The 23308-nt window shown below is 41.9% G+C and carries 20 protein-coding genes and 1 other RNA gene; 4 read left to right on the forward strand and 17 right to left on the reverse strand.

Annotated features, from left to right (window positions below; translation table 11 throughout):
• Positions 1-77: 77 nt before the first annotated feature.
• The 17 genes from lpxC to rsmI form a co-directional block, all read right to left on the reverse strand.
• Positions 78-998, reverse strand: a complete 921-nt coding sequence (gene lpxC / locus FH976_RS05945) for a UDP-3-O-acyl-N-acetylglucosamine deacetylase (protein ID WP_194089987.1) — start codon at positions 996-998, stop codon at positions 78-80.
• 103 nt (positions 999-1101) lie between these two features.
• Positions 1102-2313 carry a cell division protein FtsZ gene (ftsZ, locus tag FH976_RS05950; RefSeq protein WP_194090014.1) on the reverse strand — a complete coding sequence of 404 codons (1212 nt, stop codon included), beginning with the start codon at positions 2311-2313 and terminating at the stop codon, positions 1102-1104.
• A 39-nt stretch (positions 2314-2352) separates the two neighbouring features.
• Positions 2353-3627: a cell division protein FtsA gene (gene ftsA, locus FH976_RS05955; RefSeq protein WP_194950323.1), complete on the reverse strand. Its 1275-nt coding sequence runs from the start codon at positions 3625-3627 to the stop codon at positions 2353-2355.
• On the reverse strand, positions 3627-4406 hold the full coding sequence (locus FH976_RS05960; RefSeq protein WP_194089988.1) for a cell division protein FtsQ/DivIB: 780 nt from the start codon (positions 4404-4406) through the stop codon (positions 3627-3629). Before FH976_RS05960 ends, ftsA begins: the two co-directional genes overlap by 1 nt.
• A gap of 149 nt (positions 4407-4555) precedes the next feature.
• Positions 4556-6022 (reverse strand): UDP-N-acetylmuramate--L-alanine ligase, encoded by a 1467-nt coding sequence (gene murC, locus FH976_RS05965; RefSeq protein WP_194089989.1) that lies wholly within the window; start codon positions 6020-6022, stop codon positions 4556-4558.
• Positions 6023-6031: 9 nt separating this feature from the next.
• Positions 6032-7093 (reverse strand): undecaprenyldiphospho-muramoylpentapeptide beta-N-acetylglucosaminyltransferase, encoded by a 1062-nt coding sequence (murG, locus tag FH976_RS05970; RefSeq protein WP_194089990.1) that lies wholly within the window; start codon positions 7091-7093, stop codon positions 6032-6034.
• Positions 7083-8330, reverse strand: a complete 1248-nt coding sequence (gene ftsW, locus FH976_RS05975; protein WP_194089991.1) for a cell division protein FtsW — start codon at positions 8328-8330, stop codon at positions 7083-7085. The genes murG and ftsW overlap by 11 nt, the downstream gene beginning before the upstream one ends.
• A 74-nt stretch (positions 8331-8404) precedes the next feature.
• Positions 8405-9748, reverse strand: coding sequence for a UDP-N-acetylmuramoyl-L-alanine--D-glutamate ligase (gene murD, locus FH976_RS05980; protein WP_194090016.1), 1344 nt, complete (start codon positions 9746-9748; stop codon positions 8405-8407).
• Positions 9749-9807: 59 nt separating this feature from the next.
• Positions 9808-10890, reverse strand: a complete 1083-nt coding sequence (gene mraY, locus FH976_RS05985; RefSeq protein WP_194089992.1) for a phospho-N-acetylmuramoyl-pentapeptide-transferase — start codon at positions 10888-10890, stop codon at positions 9808-9810.
• Entirely contained in the window at positions 10887-12410 is a 1524-nt protein-coding gene (gene murF, locus FH976_RS05990) for a UDP-N-acetylmuramoyl-tripeptide--D-alanyl-D-alanine ligase (RefSeq protein ID WP_194089993.1), read from the reverse strand. The genes mraY and murF overlap by 4 nt, the downstream gene beginning before the upstream one ends.
• Entirely contained in the window at positions 12407-13912 is a 1506-nt protein-coding gene (gene murE / locus FH976_RS05995) for a UDP-N-acetylmuramoyl-L-alanyl-D-glutamate--2,6-diaminopimelate ligase (protein WP_194090017.1), read from the reverse strand. Before murE ends, murF begins: the two co-directional genes overlap by 4 nt.
• Complete coding sequence (locus FH976_RS06000) at positions 13909-15657, reverse strand: penicillin-binding transpeptidase domain-containing protein (RefSeq protein WP_194089994.1); 1749 nt, start codon at positions 15655-15657, stop codon at positions 13909-13911. Before FH976_RS06000 ends, murE begins: the two co-directional genes overlap by 4 nt.
• On the reverse strand, positions 15654-15974 hold the full coding sequence (gene ftsL, locus FH976_RS06005; RefSeq protein ID WP_194089995.1) for a cell division protein FtsL: 321 nt from the start codon (positions 15972-15974) through the stop codon (positions 15654-15656). Before ftsL ends, FH976_RS06000 begins: the two co-directional genes overlap by 4 nt.
• The gene (rsmH, locus tag FH976_RS06010; RefSeq protein ID WP_194089996.1) at positions 15971-16957 is read right to left on the reverse strand and encodes a 16S rRNA (cytosine(1402)-N(4))-methyltransferase RsmH; all 987 of its coding nucleotides are present in this window, start codon (positions 16955-16957) and stop codon (positions 15971-15973) included. The genes ftsL and rsmH overlap by 4 nt, the downstream gene beginning before the upstream one ends.
• Positions 16958-17199: 242 nt before the next feature.
• Positions 17200-17637, reverse strand: an RNA gene (gene rnpB, locus FH976_RS06015) — RNase P RNA component class A.
• A gap of 47 nt (positions 17638-17684) precedes the next feature.
• The gene (locus FH976_RS06020) at positions 17685-18716 is read right to left on the reverse strand and encodes a beta-propeller fold lactonase family protein (protein ID WP_194089997.1); all 1032 of its coding nucleotides are present in this window, start codon (positions 18714-18716) and stop codon (positions 17685-17687) included.
• 45 nt (positions 18717-18761) lie between these two features.
• Complete coding sequence (gene rsmI, locus FH976_RS06025) at positions 18762-19628, reverse strand: 16S rRNA (cytidine(1402)-2'-O)-methyltransferase (RefSeq protein ID WP_194089998.1); 867 nt, start codon at positions 19626-19628, stop codon at positions 18762-18764.
• A gap of 76 nt (positions 19629-19704) precedes the next feature.
• Between rsmI and FH976_RS06030 the strand changes: the two genes are divergently transcribed.
• Genes FH976_RS06030 through FH976_RS06045 form a run of 4 tightly spaced genes read left to right on the forward strand, consistent with a single transcriptional unit; the run spans position 19705 to position 23235 of the window.
• A complete protein-coding gene (locus FH976_RS06030) occupies positions 19705-21543 on the forward strand; it encodes a penicillin-binding protein activator (protein ID WP_194089999.1) in 1839 nt (612 codons plus the stop codon).
• Entirely contained in the window at positions 21509-21898 is a 390-nt protein-coding gene (locus tag FH976_RS06035; protein ID WP_194090000.1) for a YraN family protein, read from the forward strand. Before FH976_RS06030 ends, FH976_RS06035 begins: the two co-directional genes overlap by 35 nt.
• Positions 21899-21901: 3 nt before the next feature.
• A complete protein-coding gene (locus tag FH976_RS06040; protein WP_194090018.1) occupies positions 21902-22492 on the forward strand; it encodes a phosphoheptose isomerase in 591 nt (196 codons plus the stop codon).
• Positions 22493-22497: 5 nt separating this feature from the next.
• On the forward strand, positions 22498-23235 hold the full coding sequence (locus FH976_RS06045) for a BON domain-containing protein (protein WP_194090001.1): 738 nt from the start codon (positions 22498-22500) through the stop codon (positions 23233-23235).
• Positions 23236-23308 lie beyond the last annotated feature (73 nt).

The raw sequence follows: 23308 nt of genomic DNA on the forward strand, positions 1-23308 counted from the left end.
TAAAAAGGAAATCAACAGACGAAAAAAAACCAGACTAATTAGACAGTCTGGTTTTTTTCAAATTCTAACTAAATTTATTAAGCTAATACTGTATTGGTCATTTCACCAAAAGCCACTGGTGAACCCGCTGATTCTTCAAAAGTTGCCCATTCCCAAGCTTCTTGGTTCGCTAGTAATGCACGCAATAGTTGATTATTCAGTGCATGTCCTGTTTTATAAGCTCGAAGCTCGCCAACAATACTATGCCCAGACATATACAAATCACCAATCGCATCTAATACTTTATGAGTCACAAATTCATTACTGAAACGTAGACCATCTTCGTTCAAGATTCGGTATTCATCAAGGACGATCGCACAATCAAAACTACCACCTAAGCATAAATTCTGAGATTGAAGGTATTCAATATCACGCATAAAGCCAAAAGTACGAGCACGTGAAATATCTTTGATAAATGCTTGCGAAGAAAAATCAAACAGCATGTGTTGTTCATCAGCTTCAATTGCAGGATGATTAAATTCAATCTCAAAATCCATACGGAAACCAGCATAAGGAACCAACTCGGCCCACTTATCACCATCTTCAACACGTACTGGTTTTTTAATACGAATAAAACGCTTTGCTGCATTTAATGTTTCAATACCTGCAGATTGCAGCAAGTATACAAATGGGCTAGCACTGCCATCCATAATTGGGATTTCAGGTGCATCAACTTCAATAATAATATTATCAATGCCCATACCTGATAAGGCTGCATTTAAATGCTCTACCGTCGAGATTCGAATACCGTCATCATTAACTAAAGCAGTACATAACACAGTGTCTCGTACTGAATTTGCATCAGATGGAAAATCCACTGGCGGGTTCAGATCCGTACGGCGGTAAATAATACCGGTATTTGCAGGTGCAGGGCGTAGAGTTAGCGTAACTTTACGTCCAGAGTGGAGACCCACACCAGTCGTTTTAACTTGCTCTTTTAAAGTACGTTGTCTAATCATCTAATTTGCCTTTCTATCACGCCACATAAAATTCCAGCCATCAATAAGACTGGTCAAATATGCTAACATATTTTAGAGACACTTCAAGTTAATTGTGTAAATCTCAATCAGCTTGATTACGTAAAAATGCTGGAATATCAAAATATCCACTGTCATTTTCATCCGGTTTTTTAGCTGTATTCGAATTATGATTTGATGAATTCGAAGACCCGCTGGATGTTGATGCCGCAGAAGTTTTACGCAACATAGGTTGTGGTTCTTCTTCTGTGGCAGCCGCTACAGGTTGAGATACTTGCGCTGGTGTTGCTGCTGTAGATTTAGCCACCCCACCTTTTACTAAAGTAATTTCTGGTGGTTGTGATTTACCAATACCTGTCGCAACAACCGTTACACGAATTTCATCTTTCATGTCTGGGTCGAGAGAGGTACCAATAACAACCGTAGCATTATCAGAAGCAAAAGCTTTCACTGTGTTACCCACAATTTCAAACTCTTCTAAGCGCATATCATAACCAGCAGTGATATTAACTAAAACACCACGAGCACCTGCTAAGTCGATATCTTCAAGTAATGGGCTAGATATTGCCATTTCAGACGCTTCTTCTGCACGATCTTCACCTGTTGCATGTCCACTTCCCATCATCGCATGTCCCATTTCGGACATAACAGTACGAACATCTGCAAAGTCGACATTAATCATACCAGGGCGAGTAATGAGCTCTGCGATACCTTGCACAGCATTTTTAAGTACATCGTTCGCTTTAGCAAAAGCTTCTAGCAAAGTGATTCCACGGCCAAGTACTTTAAGCAATTTCTCGTTTGGAATCGTGATCAGTGAATCGACATGCTTTGATAGCTCTTCAATTCCTTGCTCTGCGAAAGCCATACGTTTCTTGCCTTCAAAGCTAAACGGCTTCGTGACAACTGCAACAGTTAGCACACCAAGCTCTTTCGCCACTTCAGCAATAACAGGAGCAGCTCCGGTACCAGTACCACCGCCCATACCGGCTGCAATAAAGACCATATCAGCACCAGATAATGCTGCTTTAATAGCTTCACGATCTTCTAATGCAGAATCACGTCCAACTTGTGGATTTGCTCCAGCTCCCAAACCTTTAGTGATATCACCACCGATTTGGATTACATTACTTACGCTTACTTTTCGCAGTGCTTGAGCATCCGTATTAACAGTAATGAATTCCACCCCTTCGATGGACTCACGTACCATATGCTCAACAGCGTTACCGCCGCCACCACCAACTCCAACGACCTTAATTACAGCATCGTCAGACATTTCCATCATCGGTTCAAACATTGACATGTGTATTCTCCGTTTCTACCTGTTCGCCTCAGGTTAAAACTCTTTCTGTATCCAATTACGCAGCTTTTGAATGAATTCAGCCAGGGAGCTACCAGCGCGTTGCTTAGGTACTGACTGTTGATATTCACTCTCGTTATAAAACTGACTGTCTTTGGCGTAATGTAGTAATCCAACCGCCGTTGAATGATGCGGTTCTTTAACGTAGTCAGTTAACCCTCTGACCTCTAGGGGCTTACCAATTCGAACTTGATTGCGGAATACGCGTTCAGCGCACTCTACTAAACCTTCAATCTGTGCAGCGCCGCCAGTTAATACGACACCAGCAGCCAAATGATGTTTAATTCCATCTTCTCGCAACTGAGCTTGAGTCGAGTCAACTATTTGATTCGCCATACCCATTAATTCAGTATATCGGGGTTCTATCACTTCTGCCAAAGTTTGACGTTGTAAACTTCGAGAAGGACGACCACCAACACTTGGAACATTAACGGTATCATCTTTGCTCACTAACTCACTTAGTGCACAACCAAATTTAATTTTTATCTCTTCAGCATCACTGACTGGTGTACCAAATGCAAATGCAATATCGCTTGTGACTGCATTACCCGCATAGGAAAAGACTTTTGTGTGACGTAACGCACCGCCCGTCCAAATAGAAACTTCCATGGTTCCTGCGCCAATATCAATGACACAAACACCCAGTTCTCTTTCATCTTCAGTAATAACCGCATTGCTTGATGCAAGGCCTGAATAAATCAACTGCTCAACTTTTAAATGACAGCGCTCAACCGCCTTAACAATGTTACGAGCCATATCATTATGGCATGAAATCAAATGAACGCTGGCTTCCATGCGAACACCAGATAGACCAAGAGGGTTTTTAATGCCTTCTTGGTAATCAATAGTAAATTCTTGTGGTATCACATGTAGTATACGTTGCTCTTCACCAATTTTAATTGACTTAGCAGTATGAATTACACGATCAATATCATCTTGAACGACTTCTTCATCAGAAATAGCACCCATACCTTTTTCAATACGGCTTGCAATATGTTTACCAGACAAAGAAAGATACACACTAGTAATCTGGCATTCTGCCATTAATTCTGCTTGGTCAATAGCTCTTTGAATTGATTTCACTACGGATTCAAGATCGTTAACACCGCCTTTATCCATACCACTGGAAAGGCATTCACCTGAACCAATAATATTAATTTGTCCATCGGGGAGAACTTCTCCCACTAATGCAACAATATTTGCAGTGCCGATATCAAGACCAACGACAATATTACCTTCTGAGGCCTTCATTATTTATTACTCTCTTGTGATGATTCATCATCTGAAATCCAACCAATAGCAGCACCGGTATCATAGCGAAGATCGATGTAGCTAACTTGTTCTGCTTTATCACCTAAGCGGCGATACAGTTGGATGAAACGATTTAAGCGATTTTCCCGGGCATCTTTCCCCAATTCTAATCGAATACCATTATCTAAAATTATTTGCCATGCTCGACGTTCATTTAAAACAACCGAAGTGATCGTACGCCCCAGCGGTTTCAATAAACGATTGCTGGTTTCCCATACTGATAATACTTTTTCACTGGAGCCATCCGGCCCGTACAAATTAACAATATTGCTATTAATATCAGCAGGGTTGCCATTAAATACTTTACCGTTAGCATTCAACAAAGCATTACTATTCCATATCGCATTTGCTTTATACTCAACAATATAAGCTTTAATTAAATCGGGCCACTGCTTTCGAACAGAGACTTGCTTAACCCAAGGTAATGTTTTAAGTGCTGCTTGCAAACTATTAACGTCTTGTGTCATAAAAGTTCCCATATTAGGTACTTTCGATAACACATCTTGTACTTCATTTGGACTCACATGAGTCAATTTACCTTCAATCATCACTCGTGATAGTGGCAATCGTTGCGAGTCTGTCATCCAACTCACTGTAGAATAAACAACGGTAATAATAGAAATCACAACTAACAAGAGAAATACACCACCCAAAAAATGATCTTTGGTGGACGTTGATTTTAATGACGGATTATCAAAACCCTCAGCAATAACATTCATAATTAGCAGTGAAACTCATATTGTTAATGCAAAACCCTATCAAATTAATGCTAATTAATATGAATTAATAAACATTCATCGCCATGACGAAATATTAGGCAGCGATTATACTGTTCTAAACGCACACTTCCAATAAAATGCTTGGTATTTTACGCAATTTTTGCTTTCATTTGAGCGATATTCAGTTTTAAATCCGCTAATTTCTTAGCAACCTTACCAACATCTCCTGCGCCTTGCGTGAGCACAAGGTCATTATCTTCAATTAGATTCGCTAAAACCGAAGGTAATTTATCCATATCAGGAACGAAAATAGGATCAATTTTACCTCGGCTACGTATCGTTCTGCACAACGATCGACCATCGGCTCCTGCGATTTTTTTCTCACCCGCGGAGTAGACATCTAACATAATTAACACATCGACTTTTTCTAATACATTGGCAAAGTCATCGTATAAATCACGAGTGCGGCTATAGCGATGTGGTTGAAATATCATGACCAAGCGTTTGTCTTTCCAACCCGCTCGAGCCGCTTGAATAGTGACATCGACTTCGCTTGGATGATGACCATAATCATCCACCAACATTGCATGACCATTGCCGGTATCAAATTCACCCAAATGATCAAACCGCCGCCCTGTTCCTTCAGTACTAACTAGCGCACGAACAATCGCTTCATCACTAATATCATCCTCTGTAGCCACTGCTATCGCAGCTGATGCATTCAGAGCATTATGCTTACCAGGAATATTCAACGTAATATTCAAGTCTTTACGATCTTGACGCACCACGGTAAACATTCCTTGCTGGCCTTTTTGATGATAGTTGGTTAATCGAACATCTGCATCTTCAGAGAAGCCATAAGTGATCACTTGACGACTAATACGAGGAATTAACTCACGTACAACCGGATCATCAATACATACGATCGCTTGCCCATAAAACGGTAAATTATGTAGGAAATCGATAAAAGTTTGCTTCAATGTTTCAAAATCACCACCATAAGTATCCATATGATCAGCTTCAATATTAGTCACAATGCTAACCATAGGCTGTAGGTGCAAAAATGAAGCATCGCTTTCGTCAGCTTCTGCAATTAAAAAGCGGCTAGACCCTAAGCGAGCATTGGTGCCAGCACTTTTTACTAAACCGCCATTAACAAAAGTAGGATCAAGACCTGCTTCAAAATATATTTGGGTAACCAGAGCTGTCGTGGTTGTTTTTCCATGTGTACCAGCAACAGCAATACCATGACGAAACCTCATTAACTCCGCTAACATTTCAGCTCTACGAACCACAGGGATCCGCATTTTTTTTGCAGCGACTAGCTCTGGATTATCTGGCGAAATAGCGGTTGAAACCACCACCACACTTGCATGCTCAATATTAGAAGCTTGATGTCCGAGATAAATCTTTGCACCTTTTTCAATTAGACGTTGGGTAACTGCATTTTCACCAAGATCCGATCCCGTAATTTCGTACCCTTCATTCAGCAATACTTCCGCGATCCCACTCATTCCTGCACCACCAATGCCAACAAAATGGATGCATTTCACTCGACGCATTTCAGGCACGATAGCGCGTAATTCCGATAGATTTGTACTTTTTTTAGTGAGCATTGTTTGTTCTCAATCTTTACTTACCGCAATAATTGCAGCGGCTACACGGGTATCGGCATCAAGAATCGCAGCTTGGCGAGCTTTTTGAGCCATGGATAATAACTGATTCCGATCCAGTTTTTTCAATTGTTCAGTTAAGCCTTGTTCCGTCAGCTCAGGTTGTTCTATCATCAACGCTGCGCCACATTTCACTAAGTGATCAGCATTTAACGCTTGCTGACGATCTTTATGCATAAATGGGATAAAAATAGCGCCAACGCCTGCGGCTGAAACTTCAGAAACCGTTAGAGCGCCAGAACGACAGACCAATACATCAGCCCAAGCATAAGCCTGCGCTACATCATCAATGAACTCGGTAACTTGATAATTTTTCACTTGATGAGTTTGATAAAGCGATTCCACCATATCTTTCTGATCTTTACCTGCTTGGTGATAAATTGTGTAACTTTCACCTAATATCGACATCACAGGAGGCAAAGTCGTATTTAAAACTCTCGCGCCTTGACTCCCACCCATCACTAAAATGCGAATCGGATCTTCGCGATCAGCAAAACGCTCAGCGGGTTCTGGAAGAGCCACTACATCTTGACGAACAGGATTGCCCACCACTTCTGCATTAGGAAAAGCGCCAGGGAAAGCCTGCATCACACGTTTTGCAATTTTAGATAACCATTGATTGGTGAGTCCAGCTACCGCATTTTGTTCATGTAATACAACCGGAATACCTGATAACCATGCTGCGACGCCACCGGGCCCACTTACATAGCCACCCATTCCTAGCACCACATCAGGTTGCCAAGCCTTAATGTGTTTACGCGCTTGCATGATTGCATTAACTATCTGAAAAGGCGCCTTGATGAGTTTAGCGAGACCTTGTCCACGCAAACCTTTCACCTTAATAAAATCAATCTCAATACCATGCTTGGGTACTAAGTCCGCTTCCATTCGATCTGGCGTGCCAAGCCAGCGGATTTCCCACCCTTGATTTTGTAATTGTTTCGCCACTGCGAGCCCGGGGAAAACATGCCCTCCCGTTCCTCCAGCCATGACTAATAAGCGTTTATTTTTCATTTTCACTCAATTCATTCTCGTCATCATTTGATTGATGTTTGGAGGTTAATGTCGGTTTATTGGCTAACTTCAACGCAGCAACACGACATTCATAATCAATACGTAGTAATAAAGCAACGGCAATTGTCATGATAATAAGACTAGAACCACCATAACTAATCAGCGGTAAAGTCAGCCCTTTAGTCGGTACAATACCCGCCGCCGCGCCTACATTAATAAGAGTTTGGAATGCAAACCAAATACTAATACTGACGGCTAAAAAGCCACCAAAAATCTCGCCTGACTCCAGTGCTTTCCGACCAATATTTAATGCTTTATACACCAAAGCGAAAATCATTAATAAGATACAAACAACACCAATAAAACCTAATTCTTCGGCAACAACGGCAAACACAAAGTCAGTGTGAGCTTCAGGTAAATATTCAAGTTTCTGAATCGAATTACCAAGGCCTTGACCAAACCAATCACCTCGACCAAAAGCCATCAATGATTGAGTTAGCTGATAGCCATTACCAAATGGATCTTCAAATGGTCGCCAGAAGGATGTCATCCGGCGCATACGGTAAGGTTCACTAATAATCAAAATTGTAACTACGCCAACGCCAATAACTAATAAAGAAAGGAACTGGACTAATTTAGCACCTGCAATAAAAAGCATCGCAAACAAGGTAACTAGCATTACCACTACAGTACCTAAATCAGGTTGTAATAAAAGTAATACCGCTAAACAGGTAAAAACAATAATGGGCTTGATGAAGCCGCCAAAGAAGGAGTCTCTCACCTCGTCATTTTTACGCACCAAATAGCTGGACATAAAAATAAACAAGGATAACTTTGCAATTTCCGCCGGCTGTAAATTAAATAAGCCAAGAGGGATCCAACGAGAAGCACCGTTAACTGAATGCCCAGCAACCAATACCACCAGCAATAAAAACATTGAAACTAACAATAGATGAACACTATGTTTCATCCAACGTTCAAGCGGAATTTGTATCACCACAATAGCAGCGCTCAATGCCAAAAAGAGGAAAATAGCCTGGCGGACCATAAAATGAAATGGGCTGCCCGTTAAGCGCGTACTGATAGGAAATGACGCAGATGTCACCATCACTAAGCCCGTTAGCATTAAACCAAATGCTAACCAGACAATTTGTCGGTCATAGAGAACAGGTGGCGAAGCTTGACGCACCCAGCCTTTCACACCGTCGCCTAAATTTTTCACTTTCGTTTTAACCACTTTTGGCCTTTGGATAATGGTTGTGCGTTAAACGCATAAATATAGATAAATGTGTCATAGATGACATTGTCAGATCAAGGTATCGGGTTCGTATACTGTAAAGCTAATCGAGTAAAGGCATCACCGCGCGCCATAAAATTCTGATACTGGTCAAAACTAGCACAAGCCGGTGATAACATGACGACATCACCAATTTGTAATGTTGAAAATATCCCGGTTAGAACCTGATCAATCGTATCCCAACGTTTCGCTGATGGGTGCAATGCCATAAATTGATCGCCATCTTGTCCAAAGCAATGCAACTTAACATTCAGCTCAGTCAAGATTGGTGCAAGTTCAGAAAAATCCGCCCCTTTACCAACACCGCCCACCAATAAATGTAAACATCCATCCAACTTCAATCCCGATAAAGCAGCAAGCGTGCTCGCAACGTTGGTGGCTTTAGAATCATTGACCCATTTAATGCCGCCATTATCAGCAACCAATTGACATCGATGTGTTAGCCCTGTGTAAGACTTTAACGCCAAATAAGTGTTTTCTAATGGCACGCCAGCACAATCAAGTAACGCCAACGCAACTAAACAATTACTGACATTATGTCGCCCAACTAAACTGAGCTCATCAACGCCCAGTAAAGCCTCACCATTTTTAGCAAGATACTCTTTATTATTTTGGTAAATGATCCCAAACTCTGCCTCATCAAAACCAAAAGAAACGGTTTCAATCTCAGGATTAATACCATTGGTCGCTTTATCCTCTCTATTGACGACAGCAGTTTGAGCGTGCATGAATATTCTTTGTTTCGCTTGGCCGTAATCCAGCATACCTTGATAGCGATCCATATGATCCTCGGAGAGATTCAAATAGGCGGCCGCGACTAAGTTCAAACTGGATGTCGTTTCCAATTGAAAACTGGATAGCTCAAGAACGTACAAATCACACTCTTGTTGTAATAAATCTAATGCAGGTACGCCAATATTACCGCCAACACCAACGTTAATACCGGCCGATTTGGCGAGTACACCCGTTAAATCCGTTACCGTACTTTTACCATTTGATCCGGTAATAGCCAGCACTGGCGCTTTTACTGCCCAAGCAAATAACTCAATATCCCCCACGACTGGAACATTCTTAGCCAAAGCGGCTTGAATCTGTGGAGTCGTAAGTGCGATACCAGGGTTGGTCACGATCAAATCTGCTGCGAGTAACCAGTCTAATTGCCAGCTGCCAATATGCGTTTCAATTGTGCCATCAAGATCGTCTAAACCTGGCGGATTAGGTCGAGTATCAATCACTTTAATCGTTAAATTGTAAGGTAAGGCTTGCAGGTGTTTCACCACAGATAAGCCAGTCACCCCAAGGCCAACCACGACAACCTGTTGTATTCCTTGCCAAGGCGACTCTTGAGTATTCGGCATCATGCTTTTTTTTATCAAAATATCGGTCTTATCAAAATAACTGCCTTACAAAAATAAAGTTAACGGATTTTTAAGGTTGCTAGGCCAATCAAAACTAAAATCATCGAAATGATCCAAAAACGTACGATAACCCGCGGTTCAGGCCAACCTTTTAATTCATAATGGTGATGAATGGGTGCCATACGGAAAATACGTTGCCCACGTAATTTATATGAACCCACTTGTAAAATAACCGATAAAGTTTCCATCACGAACACGCCGCCCATGATCACCAATACAAACTCTTGACGAATTAATACCGCAATTGTTCCCAAAGCTCCACCTAAAGCTAATGAGCCAACATCGCCCATAAATACTTGAGCAGGATAAGTATTGAACCATAAGAAGCCTAAACCAGCACCAACGATGGCGGTGCACACCACGACTAATTCACTGGCATGAGGGATATACGGAATATGCAGATATTCAGAGAAATTCACGTTCCCTGTCGCCCATGCAATCACCGCAAAACCTGCTGCAACAAATACCGTTGGCATAATGGCAAGCCCATCAAGACCATCGGTTAAGTTAACCGCGTTACTGGTTCCAACGATCACGAAATAGGTTAATACGATATACATCAAGCCTAGTTGTGGCATCACATCTTTAAAGAAAGGAACAACCAATAAGGTTGCCGATGTATCTTTGCCTATGGCATATAAAGCAAAAGCCACAACCAGTGCAATCACTGACTGCCAAAAGTATTTCCAGCGAGCAATCAACCCATCGGTATTTTTTCGTACCACTTTACGGTAATCATCAACAAAACCGACAATGCCGTAGCCAATAAGTACCGCCAGTACCGCCCAAACATAGGGGTTCGATAAATCAGCCCACAGCAAAACAGTAATAGAAATTGACGCTAATATCATCACTCCGCCCATCGTCGGAGTACCACGCTTACTAAAGTGAGATTCAGGACCATCGTTACGTACGACTTGCCCAATTTGTAAAAGTTGTAAACGTTTAATCAGTTTTGGACCCATCCAAAGTGATAATATGAGAGCGGTAATAATGCTTAAAATCGCTCGAAATGAAAGGTATTCAAACAGGCGAAAGAAAGAATAATATGGCTGTAATAACTCTGATAGCCAAATGATCATGCGTAAATCTCCTTTAAAGCAGCAACAACAAGACTCATATGAGAGCTATGGGCTCCCTTTATCAGTAAGGTGTGTTTAAATTCTGCTGGTGTCTCTATTAGTTGAGTTTCATTTAATGAGTTTGTTATTTGTGCTTCAATATCGATAGCAAGATTTTGCTTAATAAAACGGATCATAGCGTCATGATCGTCAAAATGCTGGCCATGACAGTGTTTATTGTGGCAAAGCTGGCTAATAATTTTAGTATCCTCACCAAAGGTAAGTACATAGTCAAAATTAAATTGAGCGGCATGCTCACCGACTTGACGATGTAAAGCAATACTTTCATCTCCTAGCTCAGCCATAAAGCCAAGAATGAGCCAACGTTTGCCGTGGTAATTAGCCAGTAAATCGACAGCCGCGTTCATGGCTGGCACACTCGCATTATAGCTATCATCAATCAATCGGATATTATCCGTTAAATCTATCGCTTCTACACGACCAGTTACATTGGTCGCGGCTTCTAATCCATTCACAACTTCATCAAGTGTTGCGCCTACTTGCATTGCCATTGCGGCAGCGGCTAATCCATTTGCTACATTATGCTGACCAATCATAGGCAATAATACGCTAGTACTTCCTTGTGGAGACACTAACGTGAAACAAGCTTGTCCTGATGACTGCATTTGAATATCTTGTGCAAAAAAATCAGCGTTAACATTGCGTTCAGAAAAGGTCACCACCTTCTTGTCACTGAGAATATCGTGCCAATGCGCTAAACCATTACTGTCTAAGTTAATAATCGCAACGCCATCTTTTGGCAGGCCTTGAAAAATTTCACCTTTCGCTTTAGCTACCCCATCAAGAGAACCAAACCCTTCAAGGTGAGCGGCAGCGATATTATTCACTAACGCGACACTCGGTTGTGTCAATTGCGTCGTATAGGCAATCTCACCTAAATGATTTGCACCTAACTCAATAACCGCGTAATCGTCATTTTTTTGGCTGCGTAATAATGTTAATGGCACACCTATTTCATTATTAAAATTACCGTTAGTCGCCAGTACTTGACCTTTTTGTTTTAAAATCGCCGCCAACATTTCTTTAACGGTCGTTTTTCCGCAACTGCCGGTTAACGCCAAAGTTTTCGCTTGTGATTGCTGATGCACCCAAGCGCCCAATTGCCCTAACGCGATCTGTGTATCTTCTACTAACACCTGATAAATAGGTAAATCTAACGGTTTCGAGACTACTAATGGTTTTGAGACTAATAGGCCGGCCGCTTTGTTATCGATGGCTTGCTGACAAAAATCATGTGCATCAAAACGCTCACCAATTAAAGCGACAAATAATGCCCCTACTTCAACTTGGCGAGTATCCGTGGTTACTGAGGTTACCTGAATATCATTGAGATTAACTTGGGTATCATTGAGATTAACTTGGGTATCTTGATCAACTTGGCCATATTGATTAGCGTCATCGACACCAAGAACCTTACCTGATGTAATCGAAGCCAATTGTTGTAGCGTGAAAGGGATCATAATGTCAGTCCTAATAACTCGCAGGCGGTTTCTCTATCAGAATAATGAACCGTTTGGTTGCCAATAATTTGATAAGTCTCATGACCTTTACCCGTCAATAAAATAATATCGTTTTCCTCAGCATGATTGAGAGCATATTGGCAAGCGTCAAATCGAGAATGGATCACATGAATTTGATTCGGTTTTACTGCACCTTTCAGCATATCGCTTACAATCACAGTCGGATCTTCACCGCGAGGATTATCATCGGTAATAATAGATTCATCCGCCAGACGTTCAGATATTTCAGTCATCATTGGCCGTTTACCTGTATCACGATCGCCACCACAACCAAAAATAGACCACAACTTACCCGTACAATGGACTCGAAGTGCCATTAACGCTTTCTCTAGTGCATCGGGAGTATGGGCATAATCAACCACTATTTTTGCTTTACTCGGTTCAAGTGAATCGGATGGTGATTGAAATAATTCCATTCGACCAACGACTGGCACTAATTTAGGCGATACCGCGACTAATTGCTCAAGTTCAAAACCAAGGCTTAATAATGTCGCCAATGCAACCATCACATTATTGGCATTAAACGCGCCAATTAAAGCCGTGTCTAATTGAGCGCTCCCCCAATAACCATCAAGAACAATATGAATGCCACGCTCAGAATAATCGACATGGTTTGCCCATAACGCGCGATGTTGTCCATCAAAAAGACTTAATGATACCGCAACCGCATTAGGCAATTTATCCAACCATTGCAGTCCAGTCGTATCATCTGCGTTGATAATTTGATGTTGACAATCATGGCTTTCAAACAGCTGAAATTTAGCACGCGCATACTCTTCCATACTGCCATGATAATCCAAATGATCGCGGCTCAGATTGGTAAACACACCTGCGGAAAATTTTAATGCTTTAACACGCCCCTGAACCAAACCATGAGAAGACACTTCTAATGCCGTGTAGTCAGCGCCCTGTTTGTGTAATTGAGATAACATTTGCTGAATTTCAACCGCATTACCCGTGGTATTAATTGCAGGCTGCAAATCATTTAAAAAACCATTACCTGTCGTACCCATTACCGCCGCTCTTTTACCAACAAGATCAATCCATTGAGCAATCAGCTGAGAAATCGTAGTTTTGCCATTAGTGCCAGTAATACCAATCAACTCCATTGGCGCATAATGATAAAGTCGCGCCGCAAGTGCTGATAAAAACTGACTAATATTATCGAGATAAATGACGGGGATTAACTTGCGATATTCAATCGTCCCATGAGGATATTGTTCATCGGCATCCGCCATAACCGCTGAGCAACCAAGCTCAATCGCTTTGTCGATAAAAATACGACCATCGACAGCGTGGCCTTTTATCGCCACAAACACGTCACCAGAGGTTACTTTGCGGCTATCAAGTTGAAGCTGAGTCACCTGCGCATCTTGTTCAGCCGTTAATTCAAATGTCAGCCACGGTGATAATAACGAGGTTAAAGTCTGCGACATGCTTATTCCCCTTTCTCTGATTCAGGCGTGGCATCCGGTGCGACATTCAAAATTTGCAGCGCCCCTTTCATTACCTCAGAAAAAACAGGACCCGCCACCGTACCACCATAGAATTGATCACCTTGCGGCTCATTGATTACAACCACTAACGCCAAACGAGGGTTACTAATTGGCGCAATGCCTGCCGTTAATGAAACATATTGGTCACTATAACCACCGGCTTTTGCTTTACGAGACGTCCCCGTTTTAGCGCCAACACGATAACCCGGCACTCTCGCTTCAACGGCAGTACCACCCTTATGTGTCACTTGTTCTAACATATTCACAACGCGACGAGCTGCATCAGCATCGGCCGCTCTAAATGATTTCCCCGTATGATTACTTTTCAGCAAATGCAGAGGCATGTTCACCCCCATGTTGCCAAGAGTGGCATAAGCATGTGCAAGCTGAAGTGGCGTAACCGAAATACCATACCCAAACGCCAATGTTGCTTCTTCAAATGGAGACCAGCGACGACGATCAGGGAAAATACCCGTCACTTCCCCAGGTAACTGAACACCTGAAACATTACCAAAACCCACACTGCCATACATCGCTAAAACATCACGTACGTCCATTCGCAGCGCAATCGTCGCAATCCCGACGTTACTTGATTTTTTCAAGATGGTGGTCAATGACGCCTTGCCTGCTTTTTCAGAATCGCGTACTCGGCTGCCACCCACACGCATAATACCGTTTCCAGTATCAATGATAGTGTTTGGATTAATGATGCCTTTATCTAATCCCGCCAACATAACAAATGGTTTCATGGTTGAACCCGGCTCGATTGAATCGGTAATCGCACGGTTACGCATTCGAAAGCTTTGAAGTTGATCTCGATTATTAGGATTGTAAGAAGGCGCATTCACCATGGCTAAAATATCGCCGCTTTTCACATCAATTAAAACCGCGGAACCAGAGGTAGCACGGAAATCGGCAACGGCTTGTTTAATCGCACGATAAGCAATCGCTTGGAGGCGCTGATCAATCGTCAATTGCAAAGGTTTACCCGGCCTTTGAGTCTTTAGTGATATATTTTCAACCACTCGACCAAAGCGGTCTTTTCTTATTGTTCTTTTACCCGCTTCACCGGTTAGCCAATCTTCATAACTACTTTCAAGCCCTTCAAGACCATGTCCATCAATACCTGTTACACCAATAACATGCGCGCTGACTTCACCTGATGGGTAAAATCGACGAGATTCATCTTTTAAACCAATACCAGGGAGTTTCAATTCACGTACATATTTTGACATCGCAGGATTAACTTGACGCTGAAGATAGATAAAGCGTTTATTCTTGTTCTTCTCAATTTTGCGCACTAACCCTTTTTGATCCAGCCCCAGTACATTTGCTAATGCGTACCAACGTTGAATTTCATCTAAACCATTCTCTTTAAAAATAGTATACGGATCGGCCCATACCGCTTGCACTGGTACACTTACTGCTAGTTGCTCACCATTACGATCAGAAATAATGCCACGCGCCGTTGGAATAGCCTTAACGCGAACTGAACGCATATTGGCTTGTTCAATTAGCTGATCAGGCTCAATCACCTGAATATAGGCAGTTCTTCCGATTAAAGTCAGTAAAGCTAGCACAACAAAACCAAGCACTAAGTTATAGCGCCAAGCAATCAACAGCGGCGCCTTTTTTTTGACCTTCGCTTTAATCGGTTTTCGTACATTCTTTTTAGGGGTAGGCTTTTTCATTTCAGGTTCACAATCACTTCTTTATCTGAGTCAGGTCGTTTCATATCAAGATCTTTAATTGCGATCCTTTGAACTCGGGTATGCTCAGCGAGCGCGTTTTCTTCTAAAATGAGATTTCGCCATTCGCTATCTAGTTTTTCTCTATTCTCTAAAAGGCCATCTCTGAGAGTGATTTGAGTACGAGTTTGGTAAGTCGTTAGTACCACCCCAATTGACGTGGCAAAAATTAACACTAATAGGAACAATGGAAACTTACCAATAGAGGTTAAGTCACGCCATATAGATCGAACTAAACTCGGTGGAGTTTGATTTGTCATAACGCTTCTGGTTGTTCAACCGCTAATTTTTCAGCGATACGTAAAACAGAACTGCGAGAACGAGTATTCACTTCGACCTCAGATTGTGAGGGCTTGATGGCTTTACTCATCGTTTTCATATTCGCAGAGCCGAGTTTCTTGATCTGATCTTCGGTTAACGGTAACCCATGCGGGACTTGTGGGCCTTGGCTTTCACGGCGCATAAATCGTTTCACCATACGATCTTCTAATGAATGGAAACTGATCACCGATAAACGACCTTCCGGGGCCAAAATAGACATCGCTCCTTTTAGGGCAAAATCAATTTCTTCTAATTCACTATTAATATAAATACGAATCGCTTGGAAACTACGTGTTGCAGGGTGTTTTTTTTCTTTAAAATTCTTCGGGGCGACATCTGAAATAAGCTTTGCCAATTGACCGGTACGAGTTAAAGGTTCTTTTTCTGGATTCTCTCTGCACTCTTGTTGGTAAGCAACAATGCCTTTGGCAATGCGACGAGCATGTTTTTCTTCACCAAACTCGCGAAGTACCCAAGTAATATCATCGAGCTCAGCTTCCGCTAACCATTGCGCCGCAGATTGCCCAGTTGTTGGATCCATTCGCATATCCAATGGGCCGTCTTTCATAAAGCTAAAACCGCGATCAGCATCGTCAAGTTGTGGTGAAGAGACGCCTAAGTCAAATAAAACGCCATCCACCTTACCGACTAATTCATATTGTTCCGCGTAGCTTTCAATGCCTGAAAATGGGCCATGAATGATAGTAAAACGAGGATCATCAATTTTGGCCGCTTCTGCAATCGCTTGAGGATCTCGGTCAATACTATACAAACGACCATTTTCACCTAAGCGAGATAAAATAGTGCGACTATGACCACCACGACCAAATGTGCCGTCAATATAAATACCATTTGGCTTTATATTCAACCCATCAATGGATTCATTTAAAAGTACTGAAACATGTTGAAAGGTATCGGTCATAACAGAAATTAACTCAATTGGTGATTAGTTGACTAGGATATTCATGTCCCGCACTCAACGCAAGAAAAGAGCGGTATATATACTGTGATTTCGGCTAATTTTATGCTGAATTCAACGAAGTTCGTTAACCCAAAGTAAAAAATACTTTATTTCGATAGATTTAAGGCTAATTGAGGGGAAGTAGAGGCCGGAATCGGTAGATAAAGAAAAACCCACCGCAGAAAACTGCGATGGGTCTCAATTGGTGGAGTTGACATCATAAGCCGGGTTCTGTTCCGCTTATCTTCCTAAAAAGAAAAAGCGGTGATAGCCATTCGTCTAGGCCAGCAATCGCTCACTGGCTCGAGCAACCTACCCGCCCCCATACGCGAGCAACGCAATGTGAGGGCCTATTTGGTCTTGCTTCGGGTGGAGTTTACCTTGCTACGAACTGTTGCCAGACGCACGGTGCGCTCTTACCGCACCCTTTCACCCTTACCTGTGCTTATCTTCTCCCCGAAAGGATCGGAATTAAGCCATCGGCGGTTTCCTCTCTGCTGCACTTGTCGTAAGCTCACGCTCCCCAGGCGTTACCTGGCACCCTGCTCTGTGAAGCCCGGACTTTCCTCCCCTCCGACAGTCTCCCTTGATATTGCTACCAAAAAGGACATCAACGAAGCAGCGACTATCCAGTCAACTCCGCGGCGGATTATACGCAAACCACCTTAGAAGACAAGCATTGCCGAGCTTATCGCGTAATTATTCTTATCCACATCGGCTTATCACCAACAGGATACCGATGAGCAAAAGTTAGCTTACCGGATTCTTCATTCAACTTATAACTCGCCACATGATTTGAATGTTGGCCGGCGCACACCAGCCATGAATCATCTGCCGATAGCGCAAAGCCCCGGGGCACTAGCTCTGTATCAATAAGTTCAATTAGCGTTAATCCACCCGAAAATGAATCAATAGAAAATAAAGCCAAGGTGCTCGATGTCCTTTCACTGACATAAAGGAAACGTGCATTTTTAGTCATAAGGATATCAGCAGCTCCAAAAGGCCCAACAAAATCTACAGGCATATAACTGAGTGTTTGCTTCAACTGCCATAACGATTGTTCATCTCTGGAAAAGTGCAGTATATCGCCATCTAATTCATTAATAACGTAAACATTATTAGCACAAGCATCCTGAGCCATATGCCTTGGCCCCGCACCAACATTTGTCACTAATTTAGATTGAAGCTGAGAAGTATTGCTTAAATAACCGTTCTGGTTAAAACGATATAAATTAATTTCATCATCGCCCAAGCATGCACAAAAGATGGTTTGTTGATCTAAAGCTGGTTGAGAAGTGCTATGTTGGTCTGCAACACTCATCACCGAGTGGGCCTTCGTCAAATGTTCAATCACTTGATGAGGTGTTTGTGCGATACCATTCGAATCAATACGACTGACGGCTAAGGAATTTTGAGCATAAGAACTCAATAATAAATATTGCCCGGTGGTATCAAGACATGAGGACGATGCACTCACAGGCATAGAAGTGCATCCGATTTCTGTAAGTTTACCGTCGCTTTCAATCTCATAGCTCAGCAAAGCAAACTCAGGTCGAACGGTGGCGTATAGAAAACGCTGATCGGAGCTGATTGTTACGGGCTGAACTTCGCCCGGCGTTTCCACAATTTGCAGCACTTCAAATGCACCATCCGGTCCCATACGCAAAACATGCAACTGGCAACTATTCGGGCAAGACACATACACCACATTCACAGCCACAGACTCCTTTAATTTATAAAACGCACGCTTTATTAAGAAATGCACTTACTCTAAATGTTCAAGACCCCATTTATACAAAGCATTTTTCTTCAGATTATGAATTTCAGCCACTAACGCCGCAGCTTTTTTAAGTGGCAGTTCTTTGACTAAAATAGATAAGGTTCTTAAAGCATCATCCGGAAGTGCATCGACTTGCTTATCTTCACGGTAACCATGAATAAGTAGCACCATTTCACCACGTTTACGATTTGAGTCTTGCTCAATCCATTCAATCAGCTCACCTAATGGGGCTCCATGGATGGTTTCAAAGGTTTTGGTTAACTCCCGTGCTAATACCACTTCGCGATCCGGCCCTAAAACCTCTAGCATATCCGCTAAAGAATCGGTGATTCGGTGGGGAGACTCATAAAAAATACAGGTTCGTTCTGCTTTAATGATCTCAAGCAGTTTATCTTTACGACCTTTGCTTTTGGCAGGGAAAAAGCCTTCAAAACTAAAACGATCAGAAGGTAAGCCTGATGCACTTAACGCCGTGATCACCGCACATGCTCCCGGTAAAGGCACAACTTTAACCCCAGCTTGACGACATTTGGTGACTAAATGATACCCTGGATCGCTAATTAATGGCGTCCCCGCATCCGAAACTAATGCAATGGATTCGCCAGCAAGCACCTTTTCAACTAAAACTTGTGCTTTTTGCTGTTCATTATGATCATGTAAAGCATAAGTTTTGGTTGTAATGCCAAAATGAGATAACAATCGGCCAGTGTGCCTTGTATCTTCAGCAGCAATCAGGTCAACTTGATGCAACACCTCTAATGAACGCTGAGTAATATCACCAAGGTTACCAATTGGAGTCGGTACAATGTATAAGGCAGGAAGCTCTAAAAGAGCGCTTTTGTTATCTATCATTTGTTTACCATCACTTGAGCGATTAATATAGAGACTATCTTCACATGATTATCTCACTGACTAAGAATAAGAACGCATGAAAATTATGAATCACAAGAGCCTCAGTGTACCACGCTTATTGACTTCAATTGTATTGATGTTCGTTCTAGCGGCGTGTTCTTCTCACCCAAATGATGGGAAAGCGGACATTACGTCCACGCCAAGTGAAAGTTCAAAAACTTACTTAACTGAAGCTGGAGCTAAAAATGTAGCCAATCAAACTGATTTGATCATCATGGCCTTAAAAGCCAGTGTGGTTGAAAAGAATTATGACCAAGGCAAACAGCTAGTAACTCGTTTAGGTAAATTACCATTAAATGATATGCAGCAAGCCGAATGGCAAATCGCCCGCGCTCAAATATTAGCAAATACTGAGAGTCCAGAGGCTGCATTAAAAAACTTAAATTTCAAACCACAATGGCAACTTGCCACTAGCCAATGGGTTCGTTATCACCAATTACGAGCGCAATGGTTTGAATCAATGAATGCCTTCTTTAATGCCGACCGTGAATTAATTGCATTGAAAAATGCCCAACCGATTGCGGATCAAATCCCAGCAGAAATGTCACTGATCAATCAACGGATCTGGTTTAACTTAAATCAGTATTCAAATGAAGAGATTGTAAAATTAAAGCTGAACAATAATGAAGCTGAACTTCAGGGCTGGTTATTCGTTGCCATTGCAATGAAAACACAAATGAATTCGCCAACAAAATTACAAGAAAAACTACAACAGTGGTTTGATGAAAACCCAACTCAAGCGATAGTGTTAGACACGCCTGCAGATGTACAAGCAATTTTAGATCTCAGTATTGTTATCCCTAAAAACGTCGCATTATTACTGCCGTTAGGTGGCAAATATGAGAAACCTGCGAAACTGATCCGTGATGGTTTCCTTCATGCGATGACCAATGATCAAAAACGCGATCCTGAATTTAAAATGACGGTATACGATACATCAATAAAAGATATGGCTGACATTTACCAACACATGCAAGCCGATCATATTGATTTTATCGTTGGCCCGTTAATCAAAGACAATGTAGATAAACTGCAAGATATTAATAATGACAAACTTCCAATGCTCGCGCTTAATTTCCCCGAGCAAGTTGAGGAAGGTCTACAAGTCTGCTACCTCACTTTATCTCCAGAACAAGAAGCGGCTCAGGCAGCCAAACACCTTTTTAAAAATGGCTTTAAATACCCATTAGTATTAGCGCCAAAAGGCACATTAGGTGAGCGTATTACCGATGCCTTTAATACCGCTTGGGCAAAATACAGTAATACACCAACCGCCTCTCAATCCTTTGGTGATCGTGCTGAATTACAAGCCAACGTGAATAAAGCCTTTGGGTTAACCGACAGCCAAGTTCGTATTAATCAGATCAAGCAAATTGCTTATATGGATCTTGAAACCGAAGCTCGTAGCCGCCGCGACATTGACTCGGTTTACATTGCCGCTTCGCGCTCTCAACTCACGCTGATCAAACCATTTATCGAAGTTGCAATCAACCCGGAAGCGAAACCACCAAAGCTATTTTCAAATTCATTAAGTAACAATGGAAAAGCTCGTCAATATCAAGATGTTTCCGGCATTGTTTATAGTGATATTCCAATGTTGGTCAATCCTAATGATGGTTCAGCCAAAGAATATGAACAGCTGTGGCCAAACAGCAGTAACACCGAAAAACGTCTTCATGCTTTAGGAATGGATTCTTATAATTTAATCCATGCACTCCCAACCATGAAAGTCGTTTCGGGTTATCACTTAGAAGGTAAAACAGGAAAATTAAGCATTGATAATAACTGTGTGCTACAACGTGAGTTAAGCTGGGCTGAACATGAAACTTTTCAGTCAAACGAAAACAACCAATAACACACGAGAAGTCGGCTCACATTACGAAACCTTGGCTCGGGATTACTTAACCCGCCAAGGTTATCGTTTTATTGCCGCCAATTTTAATACTCGACTCGGCGAGATTGACCTAATAATGAAAGACGGTCACACTTTCGTCTTCGTTGAAGTGAAATATCGCAAGCATAGTCATTATGGCCACGCCGCTGAAATGGTCACTTATACAAAGAGTCAAAAGCTAATAAAAACCGCTATGATCTGGTTACAGCAACAAAGATTATCAGCAGAAACGACCCAATTTCGTTTTGATGTCATCGCTATTCATCAGCAAGGTCAAGACATTAACTGGATAAAAAACGCCATTACCCAAGGATAAATGATGCTAGATAGCATTAGCGACAGCTTTAAAGAAAGCATTCAAATTCAAATAGCAGCAGCAGAATCGCTCCCTGATGCCATAATACATGCAGCACAAGCCATGGTGAGTAGCCTACTTAATGGCAACAAAATCCTTTGTTGTGGTAATGGTGGATCAGCCGCTAATGCTCAACAGTTTGTCTCCTGTTTGCTCAATCGTTTTGAAACTGAGCGTCCAAGTTTGCCGGCAATGGCACTCACTGCCGACAATATTTCACAAACCGCCATCGCCAATGATTATCATTATAATGAGATATTTTCTAAGCAGGTGCGTGCGTTTGGTCAACCTGGTGATGTTCTGATCGCTATTTCAACCAGCGGCAATAGCAGCAATGTCATAAAAGCGGTCGAAGCGGCGGTTACGCGAGATATGACCATTATTGCATTCACTGGAAAAGATGGTGGTGAAATGGCGGGGTTACTCGGTGAATCGGACGTAGAAATTCGGATACCGTCTCACCGAACTGCTCGTATCCATGAAGTTCATATGCTCACTTTACATTGCTTGTGCGATTTAATTGACCAAGTGATTTTTCCATCTCACGAGGGGTAATCTTAGTGAAAAAAAACATTCTCATTCTGATCACATTTCTATTTGTCTTAAATGGTTGTGCTCAATTTCAAAGCGATAAAGAAAATCAACGACAATGGCAAGAAAAAAGCATTAATTCGAATGTCGATGCTCTAAATCACTCCCCACAATTTTCAGGAAAAATTCGAGTTACATCAGAAGTGAATAACAAAGCGGTGATCTTAATTGGTCAAGCGGCGAATGAGGAAACCAAACAAAACGTTGAAAGCTATGTACAAACCCTGCCTGGCGTGAAGAAAATCTACAATCAAATTCGCGTTAGGCCTCTAATCAGCTTCGATCAAATCAGTAAAGATGTATGGCTAACCACCAAGGTAAAAAGTGCCATTTTATCGGAAGATAAACTCGACAATTACACCATCAAGGTCGTAACCGAAAATAGCGAAGTATTTTTAATTGGTTCTGCGCCTCCTGAAGAAGCTGAAATTGCCGCCAATATTGCTGGAAAAGTTGCTGGAGTAAAGAAAGTAGTAAAAGCTTTTACTTACACGCCATCAGACACAAAGATAAGTAATCACGGCACAACTAATAATTTTAATACTGAAGATACATCGACCACAAAAGCAAGTAACGAGCCGAGGAATAACCGCGCAACACCAGACAATCAAGATAACATCGCGAATGGTTCAACAGAAGTCACGGATAATTCTGGTGCAATAATAGAAGAGCCAAACCCTCTCATAGATGAAAGTGATGTGAATTGATCAATATAAACATTTGAAATAATGATCTTGCAGTAAGGTAAAGCACTCAAATAAAAACAGCCCAAACTTGAAG

This window comes from Vibrio hibernica (genome assembly GCF_015223435.1).
In the GTDB taxonomy this organism is placed as follows: Bacteria; Pseudomonadota; Gammaproteobacteria; order Enterobacterales; family Vibrionaceae; genus Vibrio; species Vibrio hibernica.